This is a genomic window from Paracoccus sp. NFXS7 (assembly GCF_040148865.1).
In the GTDB taxonomy this organism is placed as follows: Bacteria; Pseudomonadota; Alphaproteobacteria; order Rhodobacterales; family Rhodobacteraceae; genus Paracoccus; species Paracoccus marcusii.
This window is the reverse complement of sequence record NZ_JAKEKV010000012.1, coordinates 1-20,663: the sequence shown is the minus strand read 5'-3', so window position 1 is coordinate 20,663 and position 20,663 is coordinate 1. Positions and strand designations below refer to the sequence as shown.

21 protein-coding genes and 2 pseudogenes are annotated in these 20,663 nt (G+C 58.9%); 10 read left to right on the top strand and 13 right to left on the bottom strand.

All coding sequences use genetic code 11. The features are described 5' to 3' along the window. Window positions 1–4: 4 nt before the first annotated feature. The 6 genes from cueR (LZ686_RS16420) to LZ686_RS16395 all read left to right on the top strand — a co-directional run bounded on the left by cueR (LZ686_RS16420) (window position 5) and on the right by LZ686_RS16395 (window position 4,962). Window positions 5–466: a Cu(I)-responsive transcriptional regulator gene (cueR, locus tag LZ686_RS16420; RefSeq protein WP_045983759.1), complete on the top strand. Its 462-nt coding sequence runs from the start codon at window positions 5–7 to the stop codon at window positions 464–466. Further along, a complete protein-coding gene (locus tag LZ686_RS16415; RefSeq protein WP_349548467.1) occupies window positions 463–918 on the top strand; it encodes a DUF411 domain-containing protein in 456 nt (151 codons plus the stop codon). The genes cueR (LZ686_RS16420) and LZ686_RS16415 overlap by 4 nt, the downstream gene beginning before the upstream one ends. Before the next feature lie 9 nt (window positions 919–927). Beyond that, window positions 928–1,689 carry a MauE/DoxX family redox-associated membrane protein gene (locus LZ686_RS16410; RefSeq protein WP_045983760.1) on the top strand — a complete coding sequence of 254 codons (762 nt, stop codon included), beginning with the start codon at window positions 928–930 and terminating at the stop codon, window positions 1,687–1,689. 163 nt (window positions 1,690–1,852) lie between these two features. Continuing rightward, entirely contained in the window at window positions 1,853–2,338 is a 486-nt protein-coding gene (locus LZ686_RS16405; RefSeq protein ID WP_045983761.1) for a DUF305 domain-containing protein, read from the top strand. Window positions 2,339–2,409: 71 nt separating this feature from the next. Continuing rightward, window positions 2,410–4,743: a heavy metal translocating P-type ATPase gene (locus tag LZ686_RS16400; RefSeq protein ID WP_349548466.1), complete on the top strand. Its 2,334-nt coding sequence runs from the start codon at window positions 2,410–2,412 to the stop codon at window positions 4,741–4,743. Between the two features lie 21 nt (window positions 4,744–4,764). Then, a complete protein-coding gene (locus LZ686_RS16395) occupies window positions 4,765–4,962 on the top strand; it encodes a heavy-metal-associated domain-containing protein (protein WP_045983763.1) in 198 nt (65 codons plus the stop codon). A gap of 128 nt (window positions 4,963–5,090) precedes the next feature. On the opposite strand, the pseudogene LZ686_RS16390 reads toward LZ686_RS16395, so the two are convergent. The 5 genes and pseudogenes from LZ686_RS16390 to LZ686_RS16370 form a co-directional block, all read right to left on the bottom strand. Further along, a pseudogene (locus LZ686_RS16390) lies at window positions 5,091–5,426 on the bottom strand (MFS transporter); the annotation flags it as partial. A 392-nt stretch (window positions 5,427–5,818) separates the two neighbouring features. Then, window positions 5,819–6,697, bottom strand: coding sequence for a carbohydrate ABC transporter permease (locus LZ686_RS16385; RefSeq protein ID WP_349548465.1), 879 nt, complete (start codon window positions 6,695–6,697; stop codon window positions 5,819–5,821). Beyond that, on the bottom strand, window positions 6,694–7,584 hold the full coding sequence (locus tag LZ686_RS16380; protein ID WP_349548464.1) for a carbohydrate ABC transporter permease: 891 nt from the start codon (window positions 7,582–7,584) through the stop codon (window positions 6,694–6,696). The genes LZ686_RS16385 and LZ686_RS16380 overlap by 4 nt, the downstream gene beginning before the upstream one ends. Before the next feature lie 4 nt (window positions 7,585–7,588). Next, window positions 7,589–8,839, bottom strand: coding sequence for an extracellular solute-binding protein (locus LZ686_RS16375; protein ID WP_349548463.1), 1,251 nt, complete (start codon window positions 8,837–8,839; stop codon window positions 7,589–7,591). A 160-nt stretch (window positions 8,840–8,999) separates the two neighbouring features. Further along, window positions 9,000–9,185: a hypothetical protein gene (locus tag LZ686_RS16370; RefSeq protein ID WP_349548462.1), complete on the bottom strand. Its 186-nt coding sequence runs from the start codon at window positions 9,183–9,185 to the stop codon at window positions 9,000–9,002. 761 nt (window positions 9,186–9,946) lie between these two features. On the opposite strand from LZ686_RS16370, the gene LZ686_RS16365 reads away from it, so the two are divergent. Continuing rightward, window positions 9,947–10,390, top strand: coding sequence for a response regulator (locus LZ686_RS16365; protein WP_349548461.1), 444 nt, complete (start codon window positions 9,947–9,949; stop codon window positions 10,388–10,390). A gap of 44 nt (window positions 10,391–10,434) precedes the next feature. Here LZ686_RS16365 and LZ686_RS16360 read toward each other — a convergent pair whose 3' ends face one another. Continuing rightward, window positions 10,435–11,874 (bottom strand): PAS domain-containing protein, encoded by a 1,440-nt coding sequence (locus LZ686_RS16360; RefSeq protein ID WP_349548460.1) that lies wholly within the window; start codon window positions 11,872–11,874, stop codon window positions 10,435–10,437. A 642-nt stretch (window positions 11,875–12,516) separates the two neighbouring features. Then, on the bottom strand, window positions 12,517–12,999 hold the full coding sequence (locus tag LZ686_RS16355; protein WP_349548459.1) for a hypothetical protein: 483 nt from the start codon (window positions 12,997–12,999) through the stop codon (window positions 12,517–12,519). Here LZ686_RS16355 and cueR (LZ686_RS16350) point away from each other — a divergent pair. Continuing rightward, entirely contained in the window at window positions 12,992–13,486 is a 495-nt protein-coding gene (gene cueR, locus LZ686_RS16350) for a Cu(I)-responsive transcriptional regulator (protein ID WP_349548458.1), read from the top strand. The genes LZ686_RS16355 and cueR (LZ686_RS16350) overlap by 8 nt on opposite strands. A gap of 131 nt (window positions 13,487–13,617) precedes the next feature. On the opposite strand, the gene LZ686_RS16345 is transcribed toward cueR (LZ686_RS16350), so the two are convergent. After that, window positions 13,618–14,418: an SWFGD domain-containing protein gene (locus LZ686_RS16345; protein ID WP_349548457.1), complete on the bottom strand. Its 801-nt coding sequence runs from the start codon at window positions 14,416–14,418 to the stop codon at window positions 13,618–13,620. 330 nt (window positions 14,419–14,748) lie between these two features. Further along, window positions 14,749–15,036 (bottom strand): HU family DNA-binding protein, encoded by a 288-nt coding sequence (locus LZ686_RS16340; protein WP_349548456.1) that lies wholly within the window; start codon window positions 15,034–15,036, stop codon window positions 14,749–14,751. Window positions 15,037–15,284: 248 nt separating this feature from the next. Between LZ686_RS16340 and LZ686_RS16335 the strand changes: the two genes are divergently transcribed. Further along, entirely contained in the window at window positions 15,285–15,599 is a 315-nt protein-coding gene (locus LZ686_RS16335; protein WP_349548455.1) for an H-NS histone family protein, read from the top strand. 226 nt (window positions 15,600–15,825) lie between these two features. Further along, the gene (locus LZ686_RS16330; protein ID WP_349548454.1) at window positions 15,826–16,257 is read left to right on the top strand and encodes a VOC family protein; all 432 of its coding nucleotides are present in this window, start codon (window positions 15,826–15,828) and stop codon (window positions 16,255–16,257) included. Between the two features lie 117 nt (window positions 16,258–16,374). On the opposite strand, the gene LZ686_RS16325 is transcribed toward LZ686_RS16330, so the two are convergent. From LZ686_RS16325 to LZ686_RS16310, 4 genes and pseudogenes are all read right to left on the bottom strand, one after another. Further along, window positions 16,375–17,043: a DUF8692 domain-containing protein gene (locus LZ686_RS16325; RefSeq protein WP_349548453.1), complete on the bottom strand. Its 669-nt coding sequence runs from the start codon at window positions 17,041–17,043 to the stop codon at window positions 16,375–16,377. A gap of 235 nt (window positions 17,044–17,278) precedes the next feature. Further along, complete coding sequence (locus LZ686_RS16320; protein ID WP_281282461.1) at window positions 17,279–17,854, bottom strand: TetR/AcrR family transcriptional regulator; 576 nt, start codon at window positions 17,852–17,854, stop codon at window positions 17,279–17,281. 234 nt (window positions 17,855–18,088) lie between these two features. Then, window positions 18,089–19,171 (bottom strand): endonuclease/exonuclease/phosphatase family protein, encoded by a 1,083-nt coding sequence (locus LZ686_RS16315; RefSeq protein WP_349548452.1) that lies wholly within the window; start codon window positions 19,169–19,171, stop codon window positions 18,089–18,091. A gap of 956 nt (window positions 19,172–20,127) precedes the next feature. Next, window positions 20,128–20,663: pseudogene (locus tag LZ686_RS16310) on the bottom strand (DUF3618 domain-containing protein); the annotation flags it as partial.

Here is a 20,663-nt window from a genome sequence, read left to right as displayed (position 1 = left end):
GCCCATGAATATTGGAGACGCCTCTGCCCTCTCGGGTGTGTCGGCCAAGATGATCCGTTACTACGAGCAGATCGGCTTGATCCCCCAAGCTGCGCGCACAGCCTCGGGGTATCGCAACTACGCCGATGCAGACATTCACATGCTTCGGTTCATTGCACGGTCGCGGGATCTGGGCTTTCCGATCAGCGAAATCACCGGCCTGTTGGATCTGTGGCGCAACACCGACCGGCGCAGCGCCGATGTGAAAGCGCTGGCACAAGCCCGGGTCCAGGATCTCCGCCACAAGATTACCCACCTGGCGGACATGGCCGACACGTTGGAGACGCTGGTGCGATCCTGTGCCGGAAACGAGCGCCCGGACTGCCCGATCCTGCATAATCTGGAAACGGAAGCATACCCTGCCTCGGGCAGATGCTCACATCATGCCGGTCCCCACGCTAACCTCAACGAAAGGATCACATCGTGATCGACAGACGTCTGTTCATCGGAACGCTCACCGCGGTCCTTATTCCCGCAACATCGGTGCTGGGGGCGGTGTCCACACCCCAAGACACCCTGATCGCAGTGGTTCGATCACCCGATTGCGGCTGTTGCGGAGCCTGGATCGATCATCTGCGGCAAAGCGGTTTCATAGTAGAAGAAACCCTGTCCGACGACGTCGAGGCCTTCAAGGATGAGCAGGCTGTTCCTCAATCTCTTCGGTCCTGCCACACGGCCCTCGTCGACGGCTATGTAATCGAGGGCCATGTTCCGGCTGATGCCATCCGCATTTTGCTGGATCAGCGCCCTGATGCGGGTGGTCTGGCCGTTCCTGACATGCCGATCGGTTCGCCCGGCATGGAAATGGGCGGCCAGTCCGAGCCTTTCGAGGTCATTCTCTGGGGCGATTCCGGCAACAGCGTCTTCGCAAGATATTGAGGTTTCCCCATGACACCTGCAGCGCCCAGGACGGCCACCCTCCACCGCATGGTGATGACCAAGCACATGTGCCCCTATGGCCTCAAGTCGCTCGACCTGCTCAAACGGCAGGGCTATCGCGTCGAGGACCATCATCTGACGACCCGTGCCGAGGTTGATGCCTTCAAGGAGCAGCATGACGTCCAGACCACGCCGCAGACCTTCATCGGCGACCAGCGGATCGGTGGCTATGACGATCTGCGGCGTCACTTCGGCAAGACCGTGCGCGACAAGAGCGCGACGACCTACCGACCGGTGATCGCGCTGTTTGCCATGGCTGCCGCCATGGCCTTGGCGACCAGCTGGGCGGCGTTCGGTCAGCTGACCACTGTGGCTGCGGCGGAATGGTTTGTGGCCTTCGCCATGTGTCTGCTGGCCCTGCAGAAGCTGAAGGACGTGGAAAGTTTCGCCACGATGTTCCTCAACTATGACCTGCTGGCCCAGAGGTGGGTTCGTTACGGCTACGTCTATCCCTTCGCCGAAGGGCTGGCGGGCGTCCTGATGGTCGCGGGCGCGCTGATGTGGTTGTCGATCCCGGTGGCCCTCTTCATCGGCACCATTGGCGCTGTGTCGGTTTACAAGGCGGTCTACATCGACAAGCGAGAGATCAAATGCGCCTGCGTCGGTGGTGACAGCAACGTGCCCCTGGGCTTCGTCTCGCTGACCGAGAACCTGATGATGATCGCCATGGCCATCTGGATGCTGATCAAGGTTACGATGCTCGGGCATTGAGCACGCTATTCGATAGAGAGCCGCGCTTTGCAGCGCAAACGGCTGCAGGCAAAAAGTTCTACTGTGCCTGTAGCCGAAGATGAAAATGGATCATTCCGACCATGAGGCACAGCCTCAATGTTCCGGCTTCAAGAGAAACCTAAAATAGAAACGGAGACATATCATGGGATATGGCCGCTTTTTCGCGATGATCGCGACCTCGACCATCGTCATGTATGGGCTGATGTACCTCAATACCTATTCGATTGATCACATCGAGTTTTCGCAGACCCGCATGTGGATGGCGATTTACATGGGATCGGTCATGGCGGTCATCATGCTCGCCTTCATGTTGGGCATGTATTCCGATCGGAAGAAAAACATTGCGATCTTCGTGGGCGCCGGTTTGGCATTCGTTCTGTCCCTTTGGCTGGTGCGAAGCCAGGAGACGGTTGAGGATCTTGCCTGGATGAAGGCAATGATCCCTCACCATTCCATCGCCATCCTGACCAGTGAACGCGCGGATATTTCCGATCCAAGGGTCCGGGACCTTGCTGACGCGATCATCGAGGCGCAGCGCAACGAGATCGCAGAAATGAAACGGTACATCGCCGATATCGAGGCAAATGGCGACGCACCTGCGGGCACTCCCCGCATCGAAGCTAACTAAATCATGTCAAATCAGGGTGTCACTCGCCGGGCATCTTAGATGGACGAAAATCAGTAGAAAGTTGGCAAGACATGGATCACGATCATCATCACGCGTCGCCAGACATCCCTGCGGGGACCGAGACGGCAAAGGACCCGGTCTGCGGGATGACGGTTGCGGTCAAGCCTGACGGACATCGAGCAGTGTTTGGAGACAAGACGTTTCATTTCTGCTCAGAGAAATGCAAGACCAGGTTCAAGGTAGATCCTTGGTTCTACGCTTCAGGCAGAGCCGCAGGACAAAAGAAGGCGGCTCCGGCCAACGCTCAGTATACCTGTCCGATGCACCCGGAGATTGTCCGTGATGTGCCAGGCGACTGCCCGATCTGCGGGATGGCGCTTGAACCCATGCTGCCCTCGGATGAACCGAGCGAGGAACTGACCGACTTCACACGGCGCATGTGGATTTCAGCAGCCGCCGCAGTGCCGCTGATCATCCTGACGATGGGAGAATTGGTCGCTCTGCCGGTGCGGGATTGGATTGGCCACGAAACCGCAAGCTATCTCGAATTCATCCTGGCGACACCGATCATCCTCTGGGCCGCCTTGCCATTCTTCAGGCGAGGCTGGGATTCACTTGTGAACCGATCACCGAACATGTGGACGTTGATCAGCCTGGGTGTGGGGGCAGCCTACCTTTATTCGCTCGTCGCGACCTTCCTGCCCGGCGTATTTCCCGATGCCTATCGAATGGGTCATGGCGTCGGCACCTACTACGAGGCGGCGGTGGTGATTATTGCACTGGTCTTCGTGGGCCAGGTTCTGGAACTTCGCGCACGTGAACGTACCGGGGATGCCATTCGCGCGCTGCTCGACCTTGCACCCAAGACCGCGCGGCGTATCCTGCCGGATGGGTCGGAATATGACGCCCCCTTGGAAAACATCATGGAAGGTGACCGGCTTCGCGTGCGCCCGGGCGATGCAGTGCCGGTGGACGGCAAAGTGATCGAGGGCCGCTCATCCCTGGATGAGAGCATGCTGACCGGCGAGTCGATGCCGGTGGAAAAAAGTCCCGGCGATGCGGTGACCGGGGCCACGATCAACAAGAACGGCAGCCTTGTGATCGAGGCGGGCAAAGTCGGCGCCGACACGGTTCTTGCGCAGATCGTAACGATGGTCTCGAACGCGCGGCGGTCCCGGGCCCCGATCCAGGGGATGGCCGATCGGGTCTCGGCGGTGTTCGTGCCGACGGTGGTCGGTATCGCAATTTTCGCCTTCGTTGTCTGGCTGATTTTCGGCCCCGAGCCTTCGCTGGTCTTTGCCATCGCCTCGGCCGTGTCAGTGCTGATCATCGCCTGCCCCTGCGCCCTTGGGTTGGCCACGCCGATTTCGATCACCACCGCGGCAGGGCGCGGCGCACAGGCAGGTGTACTGATCAAGGATGCCGAGGCGCTGGAGCGGATGGCGGGGGTTGATACCCTGATTGTCGACAAGACTGGTACGCTAACCATGGGCAAGCCGAAGCTGACGGATACCGTGGCACTCGGGGACGTGGCCGAAGCGGACTTGCTGTCACTGGCGGCAGCGCTTGAGCGCGGCTCGGAACACCCGCTGGCCGAGGCAATCGTGGAGGGCGCAGAGGCGCAGGGTGCCGTGCGGCAAGAAGCGTTGGATTTTGAGGCTGTCACCGGCAAAGGCGTGCGCGGCACGGTTGGCGGACGGGCAGTGGCGCTTGGCAACGCGGCCATGATGCAGGAGATGGATCTGGACACGAGCGCGGCCGAAGGGAAGGCTGACACTCTGCGCGCCGAGGGCAAGACGGCGATGTTCATTGCGGTCGATGGCGCGCTTGCCGGTATCGTGGCGGTCGCCGACCCAATCAAGGAAAGTACCGCGCAAGCGATCCGCGAACTCCACGCTCAGGGGCTACGTGTCATCATGGCGACGGGCGACAACGAACGAACAGCACAGGCGGTGGCGAGAAAGCTCGGCATCGACGAGGTGCGGGCGGGTGTCCTCCCAGAAGCCAAGAAAGACCTGATCGATCAGTTGCGCCGCGAGGGTCACAAGATCGCCATGGCAGGTGACGGGGTGAACGACGCGCCTGCGCTGGCCGCTGCCGATGTCGGCATCGCCATGGGCACGGGCGCTGACGTGGCCATGGAGAGTGCCGGGATAACCCTTCTTGGCGGCGACCTGATGGGCATCGTCCGGGCACGCAAGCTGGCTCGGGCAACGTTGCGCAACATCAAGCAGAACCTGTTCTTCGCCTTCGCCTACAATGCACTTGGCGTGCCGATCGCGGCGGGCCTGCTTTACCCCGTCACCGGCCTTCTGCTCTCGCCAATGATTGCAGCGGCGGCGATGAGCCTGTCCTCCGTCTCGGTTATCACCAACGCCCTCCGCCTGCGGCGGGTTGATCTCTAGAAAAACAAAAAGGAAAAGCTAATGACGACGTTCAATATCCCCAACATGAGCTGTGGCCACTGCAAGGCAACGGTGCAAAAGACCGTCCATGCAATCGACCCCGAGGCACAGATCGAGTTCGACATGGCGTTACGAACGATCGCTTTGGAAAGCCGGGCTAAGCCGGACAACGTTCAAGTGGCACTGGCCGCAGCAGGATACCCCGCCACTCTGGCCTAATTTAAAGTTGGGCCGGATGTTCAGTCGCCGCAATGGGCGTATCAGGCGTCTGGCCCATCTGCCTTATCAAAATGTATCATGCTCATACCTCATTCGTGCTTATCCAGACCCGAGGCGGTAGGTTTATCAAGCATACCCCGCGCCAGCATGACCAAGTTGACCAGGACCATCGCCGCCCCCGCGGCGGCCATGTTCAGCGCCAGCAATCCGCGCAGACGGGGCGTGGCCAGATAGATGCAGATGCCCCGGGTCGGGCGATCATAGATGCCGCGCGGCTCGGAGGGCTTCGGACTGGAAAGCACAATAGAAAGGACCAGTGCCGCAGACGCCGCGAACCCGACCATCGTTCCGAAGAAGAGCGCGTTGTAACTGATCACCGCCAACAGCAGGCTGGCCAGCATCGGGCTGACGATGTTCTCAAGATCATAGGCCAGTCGTGATAGAGACAGCGCGCGAGTAGGGCGCCCGGCCGACAAGATGGCCCCGGAGTTTCGGGAATGGTTGATCGCGTTCGGGGACAGCGGCTATGCGGTCCTCTATCAGGTGGACGGCGAACAGGCCGTCCGGCGGTCAGGGATCAACGTGAGGCAGGGTATTCATGATCAGGGAGGCAGCTGTGCGTTCCGGCCGAGCTAGGCGACGATCTGCGCCACACTGATCTGCGCTGCAGCATGCCCGCAATGATGCGGCGCTCGGAGAGGGTGAGATGCGATGCCAAGTTGAACTCCTTGATCCGCGAAAGCCCAGCAAATCATGGCTTGTCGCGTTTCAGGATAGAACCCGCCACTGAGGTATCATAATACCAAATAACCATAGTTATGTATCCTGTTAGTTTCATCAAACTGGAGGAAAGCACTCATTTTACGCCACTTGAGAAGTTTTGGCTCACAAACGCCTTCTGCAGCAGGAGAAACAGGATGACGACAGGAGTGATGGAGACGGCAAGTGCGGCCTGCTGCAAAGCCTTTTGATCGAGACTGTTGAATGCACCCTGGAGCAGGTAGATCCCGACGGGCAGCGTCTGCAGCTCTGGGACGGCGCGCGTCACCGTCATTGTCCAGATGAACTCGTTCCAATGGTAGACAAACGCAAAGAGCGTCAGAGTCGCAATCGCAGGTTTCACCAAGGGCAGCATGATGGAGCGGAAGATGCGCCATTCGGATGCGCCATCCAGACGGGCCGCCTCAAGCAGTTCGTCAGGAACGCCCATGAAGAACTGACGCATCAGGAAGACACCGTACCAGGTGACTGCGAAGGGAAGGCAGAGGGCAGCGTACGTGCCCAGGAGCCCTGTACCGCCCTGCCCCATAAGGTCGTTGCCGCCGAGGAATGGAACGAACCGAAGAATGAAGAACGTCGGGATGATGAGCAGGAAGAAGGGGAACATCTGTGCTCCCACCACGACCTGAAAGATGGCAGCCCGTCCGGGAAAGCGGTACTTGGCTAAGGCATACCCGGCCATGGTTGAGGTCGACACCTGCAGAACAGTGATGATTGTCGTCACGACCACGGAATTGAAGAACCATCGTGCCATGGGAAGCTCATCGAAGACCCGCACGAAAACGCTCCATTGCGGCACTGCAGGCAGGTATCGCGGCGGCGTGGCGTAGACATCTGCCGGTGCGCGGAGAGCACCGATGAACATATCCGCGAATGGCAGGATCATCAGCAGTGCTCCCACAGTGAGGAGACCATATTTCATAACAACCGCACCAAGGCGCAAGCCACCGCTCATGTCTTGCGCCGAGATGCGCGTTCCCGCAGCGCGCGGAATTGGACCAACGCCAGAATGCCGATGAGGACAGCCAGCATCACGGCCGCTGCGGATGCGCGGCCCATGCGCAGGTCCTCGAATGCCATCCGGTAGGCATAAAGAGCCGTGACGTCGGTGGCGCCCCGCGGTCCGCCCGCGGTCATGGCCATGATCAGCGCGAAGGATCCCATTCCGGTAATGAAGCTGGTGATGGTCACGAAGGTGAATGCCGGTCTGATGATCGGCAGCGTGATCGACCGAAGCGTACGCCAGGCCCCTGCCCCGTCCAAGGATGCAGCGTCATAGATCTCCTGATCGACAGCTTCGAGAGCGGCAGAGAAGATCAGCATGTTTCGGCCGATATCGTACCAGACCATGACCAGGATGATCGAGACCATCGCCATGACGGGATCGCTCAGCCAATCGGGCCCGCGGACACCAATTGTTGCAAGGGCCCGATTGATGACGCCGTAGCGATCATCCAGAACAAACTGCCACAAATAGGCAACGGCCACGATATTTGTCAGTTGAGGCAGGAAGTAGATGGATCGCCAGACCGCCTTGCCCCGCGACCGGTAAAAGGCAAACGCAAGGCCCAGGGCCAGTGGCACGCCGATCGCAACGAAACCCAATGCGAAGACGAACGTATTCGCAAGTGAGCGCAGGAAATTTGCATCTCGCGTGAGCAGGAACTCATATTGCCTCAGGCCGACCCAAGATGGAGTCCCGAGAGGGTTCCAGCGGGTGAACGACAAATAGATCGAGAAGCCCAAGGGAAGAAGTAGAAAGATGATCGCGAAGAGGACCAAGGGCGCCAGAAAGAGCCACGGGGCACCCCTGTTGTCGTAAGGCGTTGTGGCGTCGCGCATCCGGTCAGTAGAACTCGAACAGGATGTCTTCCACTTCACCATTCAGGGCAGACAGCGACGCTTGGGGGTCTGCGGCGCCGCCGATCACCTCCTCAAGCGTTCGGGCGATCATCCGCTCGATCTCTGCCGCCTGCATGACGTTGGGCTGGCTGATGGCACGCTCATCGGCCAAGGCTTCCACATATGGGGCGGTGAACTCATCCGGCGCGGGCAAGGCTGCGGTATCGGCGACGGATGCCGTCAACGCTCCCATGCCATCGAGCATCTGCGCCACGCAGGACGGCTCACCATCACGAGGCTCGTTCAGATAGCGTACGAGATCCCAAGCGGCCTCGGTCCGGGTGCTCGCACTGTCCACACCCATGAAAAAGGCGTATTGCAGTGTCCTCCAGTCCTCACCCATGGGGATCGGCGAGACCGTCACATTCTCGAAGTCCTCTCCGAGACCATCGCGGATCTCGCTCTCGACCCAATTGGCCATGATCACCATCCCGATCCCGCCGGCGGGAAAGTCGTAGGCATCGATGGACAGATCCGTAATACCGTCCTGGACCAGGCCTGCCATACGGCGAGCGGTTTCGAGCGAAGCGGGGCTGTCGAGATTGGCAGTAGAAAAGTCTTCGCCGTAAATATCCGATCCGCTGGAATACATCAGGGCGTAATAGGGATGCACGAGACCTGCGCCGGTCGAACTTTGGGCGAAGGCAAAACCCGCCGTGCTGATCCGCCCCTGACCGTCACGCGTGCTTACAGCTTTCGCGATCTCCCGCAACTCATCCCAAGAGGATGGTGGTGCATCGAAACCGGCCTCCCGCAAAAGCGCCATGTTCGAAACGAGCATGTAAACGGACACTTCGGTCGGCACGCCCCAGAGCGTGCCATTGATGGTGGCCGCATCAACCGTCCCGCTATTGTATCCATCCTGCACGAACTGGATCATGTCCTGCGGAGGTTCGGCCAGAACGCTGTTATCGACCATCTGCGCAGCCCAGATTGAATTGACGTTGTAGATGTCGGGCGCCTGACCGGCCAGGCGCCCGGTGAGCACCGTCTGCAGGTAGTCGCCGTAGGTAATCTGCTGGTAGCGTGCCGTTTGTCCATCACGCTCATAGGCATCCAGGCATGCGATGAGCGGCGCGGCCTGGGCTTGGGTATAATGCATCGCGATCGTCAGAGGCGCGTCCTGCGCAGCCAAGGGGACAGGGGAAAAGGCCACGATCGAAAGAGCCAGACGTCCAAGGGTCGAGAGATGCATAATGATCCTATCTGGACAAGGGGTTTGCGAAACGCCGCAACTGTTTCCTCAAGCGCATCAGCCTCCAGCAGTTCCTTACGTTGCCTTTTATCAGGCGGTGAGGAGTAGTGATGGTTGCAGCAGCCTATAATGTCTCCGGAGCCGAAGCCTTTAGCTGCAATCATCCTTCATCGGGTGGCCCAATCAGAATGCGGACGGCCTGCTCCACCTTCGCATCAACCATGCGCTCGATGCTTTCTTGTCGGCTTGCCTCCGACAGACGTCCTGCACCCAACTGGATCGAAATCCCGCCAGCCCGATCCAGGGGTTGCGATACGGAAGAGGGTCGGATGACATATTTCTTCAAGTGATGTTCCTCTGGGACGGATGTTCTAGCCATCGAAACTGCCGATACAAAACTCACTCAATTGGCTCGAACCGGCCTTTCAAAACGTGAAAATAAAGAACATATAGTGAACATTGCGTGTCGATATTGCGCAATGCGACAAAGCGTCACCGGTGTCTGTCGTTACAGCGTTTGTGCGAAGCGAGAGCCGATTACGGTGGATGCATGCAGACCGCAGCGCCCCTATTGGACTGACCGCAGCACGTTGCTTGCACACGCGATTGTTTCATGAGCGGCTGCCTTTTCGGCTTGGAGGTGTCGCAAACCCGTCAGTGCGAGCGTAGAGGATTTGCTACAATCTTGAGGGCACCTGTGGATGGAGACCGGCCATGTGCACGACTGCCCAAGTCCCCGTCCCATTCCCGCTGGACTTTGATATCGACGATGACCCTTGCCTGGTCTGCAACGGAGCGCTCGGCGCGGACTGGGTCTGCACGATGTGCAAGGCCGACCATTTCGAGGGTGTAATGCTGCTGATCGGCTATGGGTCGCCCCGGAAGGCCATGATTGGCTCTCCGAACCAAGCAAATGCCGCTGGCCTTTCCGCGGCCGGCTGAACGAAGAGACCCGTCCGGAGGTCGCAGACTTCTTCCTGATCCATAGTGCTTCAGATCGACCACCGAGATGGGTGATCACCTGCACGGCAGGAGCCCTGCCGGCAGTCCGCTCATGCAGGCAGAATGCCGTCCATAGACAGGAACGAAACCGCCACGGATGCCTTGATGTCGACCATCACGAGGTCATTCAGAATGAACGATACTGCTCCCTTCGCCCTGGTCGCGGACGACGACCCAATGATCCGCATGGCCGCCTGCGACATTCTTTCGGATGCAGGCTACCGATGCCATGAGGCGGCCACGGCAGAACAGGCGCTCGAGATCCTCGCGGAGCATGGCGCACACATTCGGCTGCTGTTCAGCGACGTGCAGATGCCGCCAGGCACCCTGACGGGCTTTGATCTTGCCCGGCAGTGTGCCCGCGACTGGCCGGAGATCGGGATCCTCATCGCGTCGGGCGGAACAGCCCCCGGACCGGGCGATCTGCCCCCTGGCGCCGAGTTCATCACCAAGCCGTTCAGCGCCGACGTCGTGCACGATCATCTCAGGAAGATCCTGCCGAACGGCGAGCAGCCCGAGCAGCTTCGTACGGCGGTCCATTCCAGATAGGTCGTATTGACGGTGTTTGCTCAGGATAGCGTGTCTCGTAACATTCAGGCGGGCAGCGGTGCATCCAGTGCGTATCTGACCCCGGTCGGCTCGAAGCTGAGGGTCGCCGTGCCGCCGAGATCAGTGGGTGTCAGGCCTTCTAGGATCGAGCGGCCGAACCCCCGTCGCTTGGGCTCGCTGACGGGCGGGCCGCCCTGCTCGATCCATTCGAACAGGAACCGGTCGGGGTCATCGTCCGAGATCCACCATTGGACCCTCACCGATCCCGCATCGGCACTCAGCGCCCCGTACTTCAGAGAGTTCGTGGCCAGTTCATAGAGCGCCAGGATGAACGCCGAGACGCCTTTCTCCTGCAGGGCGATCTGGGGACCGTCGATCCTGATGTCGAAGGACCGAAACGGTTTCAGGGCTTCCTCGACGACGTCGCTCAGGTCGGCACTGTCCAGGCTTTCGCGTGTCAGAAGGTCCTGGGCGGCCGACATCGCCTGGATGCGGCCCATGGCCTTGTCGCGGGCATCATCCAGATCCGTCGCGCCGCGCAGCGAGTGCTTGAAGACCGCCTGCGCCGTGGCGAGGGAGTTCTTCACGCGATGCGCCAGCTCGCGCGACACCATCCGCCGATGCTCCTCGGCCTCCTTGCGCTCGGTGATGTTCTGCGAGATGCCGACCATGGTGATCTGCGGATCATCCGGCGCGGTGATCACGTGTCCCCGGATCTCGATCCAACGGATGTCACCCTCCGCTCCGGTGACGCGATACTCGATTTTCAGTTCCGTCCTGTCGCGGATCGCCGTCTGGATCGCACGCTCCCATGGCGCCAGGTCTTCGGGAAGGATGACGGCCCGAACCTCATCCATTCCGAACTTCTCCAGAGGATCGCGGCCGTAGTTCAGCAGACACTGACGGGACAGGATGGCGCGATTGTTCGTCACGTCGAACGTCCACGTCCCCATACCAGCCGCGCCCAGCACGAAGCGCAGGCGCGCCTCGGTCATGGCGATGTCTTGCATCCGCTTGGCGATCTCCGCCTCCAGTTCGCCATGCTCGAAGGCCAGTTCCGCAAGGCGGTTCCGCTCCGGCGAGACGTCGAACTGAGATGCGAAGAAGTGCGTCAGCTGCCCCGCCGCATCGAACACCGGGGAGACGAGCAACCGGTTCCAGAACGAGGTGCCGTCCTTGCGATAGTTCAGCAGGTCGATCTCGATGCTCTGCCTGTCCTCGATCGCCTTTCGGATCTTCGCCACGTCGTCCTGATTGGTGCCGGGCCCCTGCAGGAACCGGCAGTTCGTCCCGAGGATCTCCTCGCCGGTATACCCCGTCAGCTGCGTGAACGCCTGATTGACATAGATGATCGGATTGTCCGCCCGTCCGGGGTCCGTCACCAGCATCGGCATGCGGGTCGCGGCAAAGGCCGCAGCGAACGGATTGTCCGTCGGGGGCAATGGGAACTGCGACGATCCCTTGCGGGCAGGTGCATCAGTCAAGTCAATCAGCCTCAGAGAAAATGTCTTCTGCCTATTTAGCTGTCACGCGACGGAATTTGCACCTGCCTTTGCGATTGTTGAGCATTATTAACAGCATCAATCTTCATGCCGGCCTGTCCTGCCCAGGATGGGCCGTGGCCTGACGGCGACAGGCCGCGTGATATTGATCAAAACCTTCCAGAACTGGAAACATCCTGACCAATGTAGGTTGAAGCGATGAAGGAATGGCAAGGAAGACGACGATGACATCCCGAAAGCCTCGCGTCCTCGCGCCTGTGCCACCCTTTACAGAAGCTTATCATGCACCGCTGGAGACAGAGCCCCTGCGGAAGGATCAGGAGGATGCCCTCCATGAGGAACTCGCTGCAACCGTAAGGGATGCACTGGACGAAGCGTGGTGTCCGGGCCTATCGGATCCTCTTCGATCCAAGCCCCATGAGAAGAGGCTTCCAGCGGCCCTGGCGCAAGGCCAATGCGACGTTTCTCTCACCGGCATTCCCTCGTACTGATCGCTCTTGCTGCTCAATTGGAGCAAGCGCTCCAGACTGCCGCCGAAAGACGATCATCAGCGACACGGATGCAGCAACCATCCACGTCGCCAACCCTGTTGTCCTGATCACGGGCCCTGTGTCCCCGCGAAGGTCAGCGAGACTTTCCCGAAGATGCATGCCCATCGTCCCATTCCGCCAGGCGCGTACCGAGGTGAATGACGTATCTGGCGACAGCACTGTGAACATCATCAGGGGCAAGGTGAGCGTCGGATGCTGCATAGATGGCCATGCCGTTTCGGTATTCTGCCTCTGACGTGATCTCGGCGGCGCCGCCGTAAAGGTCGAAGTAGTCGAGGATCGCATCGACCTGCGCCTCGGGCACCCCCGCTGCCAGGAACTGGTCGCGCAGTTCACGATCGATCATTGACGATACCGGAGGGAACGCGCTGCACCTCCCTGCCCCAAACCATGTTGCTTTCTCATTCCCGGCATCCTCCAAGGCCGGGAGGGCAGATGAGCATTCCAACCGTGACAACGTCAACGGTCCTACGAATGTGTGATTTGGATTGACCGGCGCGATGCCGCCGATCTTACTGTCGAAGACAGAGGTGACGGAGCCATCGGCCATGAACATCGGGGATGCTGCGGCGCGCTCCGGCCTTTCTGCGAAGATGATCCGCTACTACGAGCAGGTCGGGCTGATCGTGCCTGCATCTCGAACGGCGGCAGGGTATCGTGACTACACGCCCCGTGATGTTCACATGCTGAGGTTCATTGCACGCGCTCGCGATCTGGGGTTCTCAATCGCTGACATCACCGCTCTGCTCGACCTCTGGCGCGACGAGGCGCGACGCAGTGCGGATGTGAAGGCCTTGGCGAAGGCGAGGATCGAGGACATGCGCCGCAAGATCGCCCAGCTGCAGGACATGGCTGACACGCTTGAGACGCTGGTGGACAGCTGCGCCGGTGATGACCGTGCCGACTGTCCGATCCTGAAGGAACTGGAGGCTCCTGACGGAGAGCGTTCGCATTCCTACCGCTACAAACAGAGCGGTGCCTCATCGGCTCTGCGAGGGCGATTGCCCCGTGACAATCTCAAGCAGGGCCAATCCATCGTCTGACTAAATATCTTGACCCGAAAGAGTGCATTGAATGCCGCACCATCAATAGAAAACGGGCGCCGGTAAGGCGCCCGCTGAGTGTTCATATTGGCTCGTGATGCCGCAGTATGGGTCTGCGATATGCCGAGACCTTACAGAATGCCGCGGTCTCGCGTCGGATCGGCGATCAGGGGCGACGCGGCTGCCGTTTCGGTCTGCCCAGACGACGCGACGCGCAGGTTGTTCTGCACGTGCTTCACCCCGGAGGCGCGCTCCGCGACATCCTCGGCATGACGCTTGGCGAACCGCTCCGGAACGGTACCGGTCAGCGTGACCTCGCCGTCCTGAACCATCACCTCGATGTCCGAGGCGTCCAGCTGGCCGTCATCCATCAGGCGCTCGCTGACGTCTTCCTTGATGCGCTCGTCCGACCGGACGTAGCCCTTCGGGCCGGTGCCGCGGTGCTTGTCCATCTCGCGACGGCGGCTGGCCTCCTCGTCGCCAAACCACGAGGCCACCTCGTCGCCTGCGCGATCCAGGAACCCGCGTTCCTCGTTGCGGTCGGCATAGCCGCGCCCGTAGGAGCGGTTGTCACGCCCGTAGCCGCCGTTCGAGCCGTAGGGATCAAAGGCACGATCGGCACGAAGATCAGGGCCCATGCCGCCGCGACGACCCTGGCCATCATTCGAACGGCCGTAGCTGCTGCTCTGGCCATAGCCACGGTCGTATGATGCGGAGCGATCGGAGTAATCGTGGCGATCACGGTACCGATCGCGATTTTCGCGCATCTCATCCATGTCGCGGCGACGCTCGGCCTGATCATCGCCGACCCAGGATTTGACCTCGTCCGCGGCCTTGTCGGTCCAGTCGCGATCGTTCCTGTTCATGTCGCGGTTGCCGTAGCCCTGGCCGGCACGGCTCATGCGATCGCGGTCGTTATAGTCGTTTGCCATAGCGTGTTCCTCCTCAAGACACGGGTGCCACGCGGCACCTCAGATGCGGAAGAAACGGCCGCTTCCGAAGGGGCGTTCCGGCAAATAAATGTTATCGGCAAGAAGGTGCGTGAGCCGGTTCTATCGACCCGTTTGTCCAATGGAATGGCGGTTTGGAAATGGTGATTTAGAGGCAGACCCCTCCTAGGAGTATGATTCCGCGGCCGATAAAACACTGGGCCTACTTCGCTCAATCGTTGGCGCCGTGTTCGAGGCCGCGACAGTCCGCAAAATAGAAACGCCTCGGTCGGATGCTTTCCACCGCAGTCAGGAGGGTAAGAGGAATCAAACTTACGTTGCGGGTCGATTAAGTTGCGCAAGGAGTTGCCTGGAAGCTCTGAAGTGCATGTGGCGCTTGGGGGCTATCTCCACTGCCTCGCCCGTTCTTGGATTGCGACCCACACGAGCGACCCGGACCTTGGTGAAGAAGCTGCCGAACCCGCGCAGCTCCACTCGGTGACCTTGACTCAGGGTCTCGGCAATCTCATCCAGTATCGTGTCCAAAGCTTTCTCCGCGGCAAGTGCGGACAGATGAGGATTTTCCTGGCGAAGCTTTGCCAGCAGTTCTGAACGGATCACGTGGTTTATCCCTGTTACAAAACTGAACCGAACAGGCATTACGATCCCATGGCCCGCCAGAATGGATAACTTTCAATCCCTTCTTTTGGGTTCAGGAGATCTGATAGATTTTTGTTATGGCCCTAAAATGCAAAGTAATTGTACATTACGCATGAGAATAAATATTTGTCGCTCCTTACTATATGCCCTCTTCATTTCGGATTTGATGGCACATAACTCTGGCGTCGACCGAAAATGTAAGGGTAGCTATGTTTGATATTGATTTCGACACCATGAGCCTTGAGGATCTGAAGCGTCTCAAGCGGGACCTCGACAAGGCCATTGCCAATTATGGTGACCGCCTCAAAGCGGAAGCCAGACGCGACCTTGAGGAAAAGGCCCGTGAATACGGGTTTTCCCTCTCAGAACTTGCGGAGACCAAGATCACAAAGCGTGGCCCGGTTGCGCCTAAGTACCGCAACCCAAGCAATCCGGATCAGGTCTGGACGGGGCGTGGCCGGCAGCCGACCTGGTTTCGTGAGGCCATCGAGGCCGGGACGGAGCCTGCCGATCTCATGATCTAAGATCGCACAACGCTATGGGGCGGTCATGCCAGCTTGTGGCGACGGTTTGAAGGTTCAGCATCAGTTGACCGCAATCGAAACCGTGGCTTACCCTGTACACGTCTAAAACAGGTTAGGCTCGGGACGGTTGGCCCGGCCCCCGCCCTGCGGGTCCTTCCGTTGCATGCAACGGCCCATGACTGTGAAGGCGTCTGCATGGTGCGGATGCCAATGGCAGGGGCATGACATGGAACCGCGAATTTCCGTCATCACATTGGGCGTCAGCAATCTTGAACGTTCACTATCGTTTTATCGCGATGGGCTTGGGCTGCCGACCAACGGCATCATCGGGCAGGAGTTCGAGCATGGGGCGGTAGCCTTCTTCGATCTCTCCGGCGGGCTGAAGCTCGCCCTATGGGCGCAGGCTGACATTGCTCATGACTCCGGTCTGCCAGTTCAGCCGATCAGCCCGACCGCCGTCACGATCGGCCATAATGTAGCACGACCCGAAGAGGTAGATCAGTGCATGGCAGCGGCGGAGCGTGCCGGTGCCCAGGTGGTTAAGGCACCACAGGACACGTTCTACGGCGGCTATGCCGGCTATTTCCGGGACCCGGACGGGCACCTCTGGGAAATCGTCTGGAACCCCGATCTGCTCCCACCGGAGAAACACAGATAGCTCAGGACGCATGCGTTATCGCTGGTGGCGACACTTCGGCACCCCTGACAGGGATGAGGCTTATGAGCATCAACACCTGAAAAAATAATGTGTGCTATAGGTCGGAGTCGCCCGCAATTATCTGAGCGGTCGTAATGCACCGTCGTTATAGATCTTCTCGTAATTTCCAAGGACCGCGATGGATACCGTAGCCGCAGCCGCAATCGACATCATCTCGCTACCATCCTCCAGGGCCGTGAAGATGACGTCAGCCAACGCTCCCGGCATTATAATATGGGCGAGGTCGAAAACCACTGCGCAGAAGATCAGGAGGACTATAGGATAGGCAATAAACTTTAGAATGGCTCCGTCGCCATTACGCCGGCCTCTGTAAGCCCAGATGCCGAGGGACGCCAAAACTGCCGCCGCCAGCATCCATGCCAGTAGTTCTCCCAAGTCCTTTTCTCTCAGACCAAAGACCACGGGGAGTTCGAACGCATGTGCCAGGATTATTCCCAAGCGTTCGTGGTACTGACAGGAGTCATCGAACCAGGCAAAGGCAAAGAACGCGAACAGGAACAGTGATAAGCGGGATCGGGTTTTGTGAAAAACATAGAGAAAGGATGAGAAACAGATGAACAGCATCCCGTGATTGAGATTTTCGGAAATGGAGTTGTCACCACCGAGGTTCACGAAGGAATAGATCACCCCGGCAAGCCCGTTCTCGCTGTACCCGTACAGAAAGATCATGCTGTAAGTGGTGATGTGGATCATGATGAGGGTTGTGGCGGCCGCCGCCAGCAGCATTCCAACCTTTACCGCAGATCTGTCATCGATCACCCTGAAGGGAACTGTGGGGCATTCACGAAGTCTGGTCGCAGTCTGATCGGGCAAGGGTACGATGATCTCTCTTACTTAAACGCTTGATGGGCGGCTTGTAGGTTATGCGCAGACTTGATTGCAAGGCGCGCGGTGTTCGCGCGTGGAGCCTTCACGGGTATCCCCAACCGTGTGGATCAAGGACGATTGCTTAGACCGCCTACTAGCCCGTGCCGGCATGTCTCCGCAGGAACAATTCCGCCGCAGCCCGTGCACAGGTCATCAACTGCTCCTTTGTCAGCCCTGAGCCGGTCATCACGGCACGCTGCTGGACCTGCCCCAAGACCATGGCCACGAGTTGACGCGCCGAGAGATCACTGTCTTGACGTTCGATCTGCCCTCGCTCGATCCAGGTATCGATATGTGCCTTGAGGGGGCCAATGATGCGGGTGGCAAGAGCAGCGTCATAGGCTGCCGCGATGTGTGGAAAGCGTACACCCTCGGCCGTGATGGTCCGCAGAAGACGTACTCTCTGCTGTGCCACCGCCCAGTCTGCGAGCGCCGTCAGGGCTCGTGGCAGGACCTCGGCAACATTTCTGTCTGAAAGCTTGTCGAACGGGGATTTCTGAAACGCATCGTGAAGCTCAGCTTGCATCGCCGCTTGGAACATCAGCGATTTCTCGGGGAAGTAGCTGTAGAGCGTTGCCTTGGATACCCGGGCCTCTCGGGTGATGTCGTCGACGCTGGCCCCTGCATACCCGTCTCGAAGAAAGATGACCGCCGCGCTATCGCGGACTATCTTATATTTCCGGCGCTGCTTGAGCGCAGATGCATTATCCAGCTAACTTCTACGCGTCATGGTTCTTGCCTCCGGGAGTCATGATTGCATAGAAAATCCTAGATCTGGTGGAAGGCAAGTTGCTTAGCATACAATAAATGTGTGCCCGATCGCTATTGTGTTTGCACATCCATTGCTTTCCGCGGCGCAGCCACCTCTCATCTTAAGCATGGACAAAACAGACTAGTTGAAAAGTCACTTGTCTGACTCCAGCGTCTCCGAATTTTCCAGATCCAGATCATCGATCAGATCCCTGTCCTCTTCCGTCAGGGGCTGCGGCGCGACGTTGAGCGTCGCAGCGAGATCGGGATTAACGCGGAAGGTGGCGGCCATCGGGAAGTGATCGGAGCCGACATGCTCGAGGCGTTCGATCGAGACGACGGCGACGTCGGGCGTTGCGTAGAACTGATCCAGCGGAAACCGGAGAAACCAGCTGTTCGCGTCGAAGCTTGCATAGAACCCGCGCCCGATGCGGGGATCGAGGTACCCTCCGACCCGCCTGAATGTCTGTGAGGTATCGGACCAGGCCACGTCGTTGAAATCGCCCATCGCGACGACAGGCATGTCATCCATCGCTGCGAACTTCGCCGCGGCATAGATCTGACGGTCGCGATCATCCGTGTCCTCTCCGGGGATCGGCGGTCGCGGGTGAAGGCCCAGAAAATGGAACGGTTGTCCGTCGGAGCTTCTCAGGCGTGCGAAGAGGGATGGCGTCCTGTCATTCGTCAACTCGATGACCCGGGCCTCATCGACGCTCAGCCGGGTGGCGAACACCAGTCCATAATAGTTGTCCTGCGGCTGGCGCACGACGGTCGAGTACCGGGACAGCATCGGCTCGAGTTCGGCAAGCCACGCCTCATCCGTTTCCAGCAGCAGCAGGATGTCCGGATCGTAATGCTCGATCGTGTCGATGACGTCTTGGTACCGCGTGTTGCCCATCTGAACATTTGCCGTGATGACCCTGATCGAGTCAGGGGCCGGCGCGGCGAGGGCCATCTCCGGAGCAGCCAAGGGCGTATAGGGATAGACCCGCCATGCCTGATAGCTGCAGACCCCGATCATGGCCAATGCGATGACCAGGCGTGAAGGTCTTTTCAGGAAAAGGCCGCTGATCATCACTGCACAGGCAGCGGCGAAGATCTGCACGCGCGGAAATCCCATCGCCCGGACCCACCATTCGTTGGTGTTCCACAACGGCAGGAGCGTCACGCAGACGAGCAAGATCGCAAGCAGCCATACGAGGAGGGACGCCACGCGCCGCAAGATATGAGCAATCATTCCGAAGTTCCTCAGCAAGCAGTGGGAAGGGCGTGCAGGAGCGGCTCCTTTCAAGGACAGGAAAGCCGTTTGCGTTCCTTTGGATTGACACCGTTTTGCTGGCCCTGGATCAGTTCCGGAAGGACCCATACTATAAATGGTAATGTCGTGGCCTCACCGCTGAATTCTCCTTTGAACGTCACTGATCGATGGTGGGAGAATAAAATGCGATCCAGAATGCGAAAATATACTTCGGAACGTTGTGATAGAAAATAGTGCGTCATATAAATATTAAGAGCTATGCTGGGAGTGGTGTATTTTAACAAATTTATGACATGCGGATTCGAAAATGATAGCGCGTAGCTGCGTCATTTGACATATTTATGCATAAATTTTGTTTGGGCACCCCTGTAAGACGAATTATTCAATTGATTTTTCTTAGAACCTTTAAATATTTAAGTAAATCAATATTTTTTACATAAAAAACACGGGCGGTGAGGAGGCGAACGGCACTTGCACTGCCAAGGACATTTGAAACACTACAATAGATGATATTATTGAAAACACCATCTCTAAGCCGTCCGCCCACCGCACTGCTCTACGGTGCGGTTATCGTACAATCACTATTAAAGACAAATGTTCCTATGCAATAGTGGTTTTTTGCCATCTATTACGATGGAATTAGACAATGCCGCAATTGGTTCTATGATCGGGATTAGCCGAAGCTTGCCAGAGATTGCCCAGATCCTTATGGCGAACTTAGAGTTCGCTGATATATCTTGACCCAGTCTGATATATGATGGTGTCACCATCAAGTTCGCCAAATGGTGCCTTGGAACACTGCAGCCTGGTATCCGGTGCCGCACTTCTTCTTTGGTAAAGATAACGCCGACGATCACGACAAGCTCGGGTCGGAACAGCGCTTTGCAAAGACGACAGCCCCGCTGACGCGAGGCTGCCAAAGAGGCTTTGGACGCTTAGACTTTTGCCGACCCCGGCATACCTGTCGGGGAACCGGCTGTCCGGGGGGCCGTGGAGGATTGGGAATGGCCGGACCCGGAGGATGCCTTGCCTTCTTCCGCGTCCGTCAACTCGTCCTGTGCGGCGGCCACGACGCTGGAGGCGGCTGACTTCGCCTCGTCCAGCCCAGCTGATACGGCGTTTCCGATGCGGCTCTTCTCCTCCGCATAGATCGCCTCCGCCTCGTCGAACAGCTGATCACGATAGTCGCCCATCAGCTCGTCCTCCTGCCGCGTGCCGGGCAACAGGGCACCCAAGGCCGCGCCGCCGATCAGTGCCAGCGCACCGAACAGCAAGGGCTCGTTGTCATAGCTGCGGGCGACCTGCCTGTTCGCCCGCGCCATCTGGCGGCTGGCCGCGTCGCTGGCATCCAGTGCCTTGCGGCGTGCCGTCTCGATCCGGCGACGGGCCTCCTCGCTCATCCCCTCGGTGCCCTCTCCAAGCCGGTCCCGAAAATGGCGCGCGCGATTGCCCAATGCCGTCGAGCCGTCAC

What these genes read in the sequence shown, in the direction of transcription:
- cueR (WP_045983759.1), top strand. Translation starts at nt 5, where the DNA reads ATGAATATTGGAGACGCCTCTGCCCTCTCGGGTGTGTCGGCCAAGATG.
- LZ686_RS16410 (WP_045983760.1), top strand. Translation starts at nt 928, where the DNA reads ATGACACCTGCAGCGCCCAGGACGGCCACCCTCCACCGCATGGTGATG.
- LZ686_RS16405 (WP_045983761.1), top strand. Translation starts at nt 1,853, where the DNA reads ATGGGATATGGCCGCTTTTTCGCGATGATCGCGACCTCGACCATCGTC.
- LZ686_RS16400 (WP_349548466.1), top strand. Translation starts at nt 2,410, where the DNA reads ATGGATCACGATCATCATCACGCGTCGCCAGACATCCCTGCGGGGACC.
- LZ686_RS16395 (WP_045983763.1), top strand. Translation starts at nt 4,765, where the DNA reads ATGACGACGTTCAATATCCCCAACATGAGCTGTGGCCACTGCAAGGCA.
- LZ686_RS16385 (WP_349548465.1), bottom strand. Translation starts at nt 6,697, where the DNA reads ATGAGCGGTGGCTTGCGCCTTGGTGCGGTTGTTATGAAATATGGTCTC.
- LZ686_RS16380 (WP_349548464.1), bottom strand. Translation starts at nt 7,584, where the DNA reads ATGCGCGACGCCACAACGCCTTACGACAACAGGGGTGCCCCGTGGCTC.
- LZ686_RS16375 (WP_349548463.1), bottom strand. Translation starts at nt 8,839, where the DNA reads ATGCATCTCTCGACCCTTGGACGTCTGGCTCTTTCGATCGTGGCCTTT.
- LZ686_RS16365 (WP_349548461.1), top strand. Translation starts at nt 9,947, where the DNA reads ATGTCGACCATCACGAGGTCATTCAGAATGAACGATACTGCTCCCTTC.
- cueR (WP_349548458.1), top strand. Translation starts at nt 12,992, where the DNA reads ATGAACATCGGGGATGCTGCGGCGCGCTCCGGCCTTTCTGCGAAGATG.
- LZ686_RS16355 (WP_349548459.1), bottom strand. Translation starts at nt 12,999, where the DNA reads ATGTTCATGGCCGATGGCTCCGTCACCTCTGTCTTCGACAGTAAGATC.
- LZ686_RS16345 (WP_349548457.1), bottom strand. Translation starts at nt 14,418, where the DNA reads ATGGCAAACGACTATAACGACCGCGATCGCATGAGCCGTGCCGGCCAG.
- LZ686_RS16335 (WP_349548455.1), top strand. Translation starts at nt 15,285, where the DNA reads ATGTTTGATATTGATTTCGACACCATGAGCCTTGAGGATCTGAAGCGT.
- LZ686_RS16330 (WP_349548454.1), top strand. Translation starts at nt 15,826, where the DNA reads ATGGAACCGCGAATTTCCGTCATCACATTGGGCGTCAGCAATCTTGAA.
- LZ686_RS16325 (WP_349548453.1), bottom strand. Translation starts at nt 17,043, where the DNA reads ATGCTGCTGGCGGCGGCCGCCACAACCCTCATCATGATCCACATCACC.
- LZ686_RS16315 (WP_349548452.1), bottom strand. Translation starts at nt 19,171, where the DNA reads ATGATTGCTCATATCTTGCGGCGCGTGGCGTCCCTCCTCGTATGGCTG.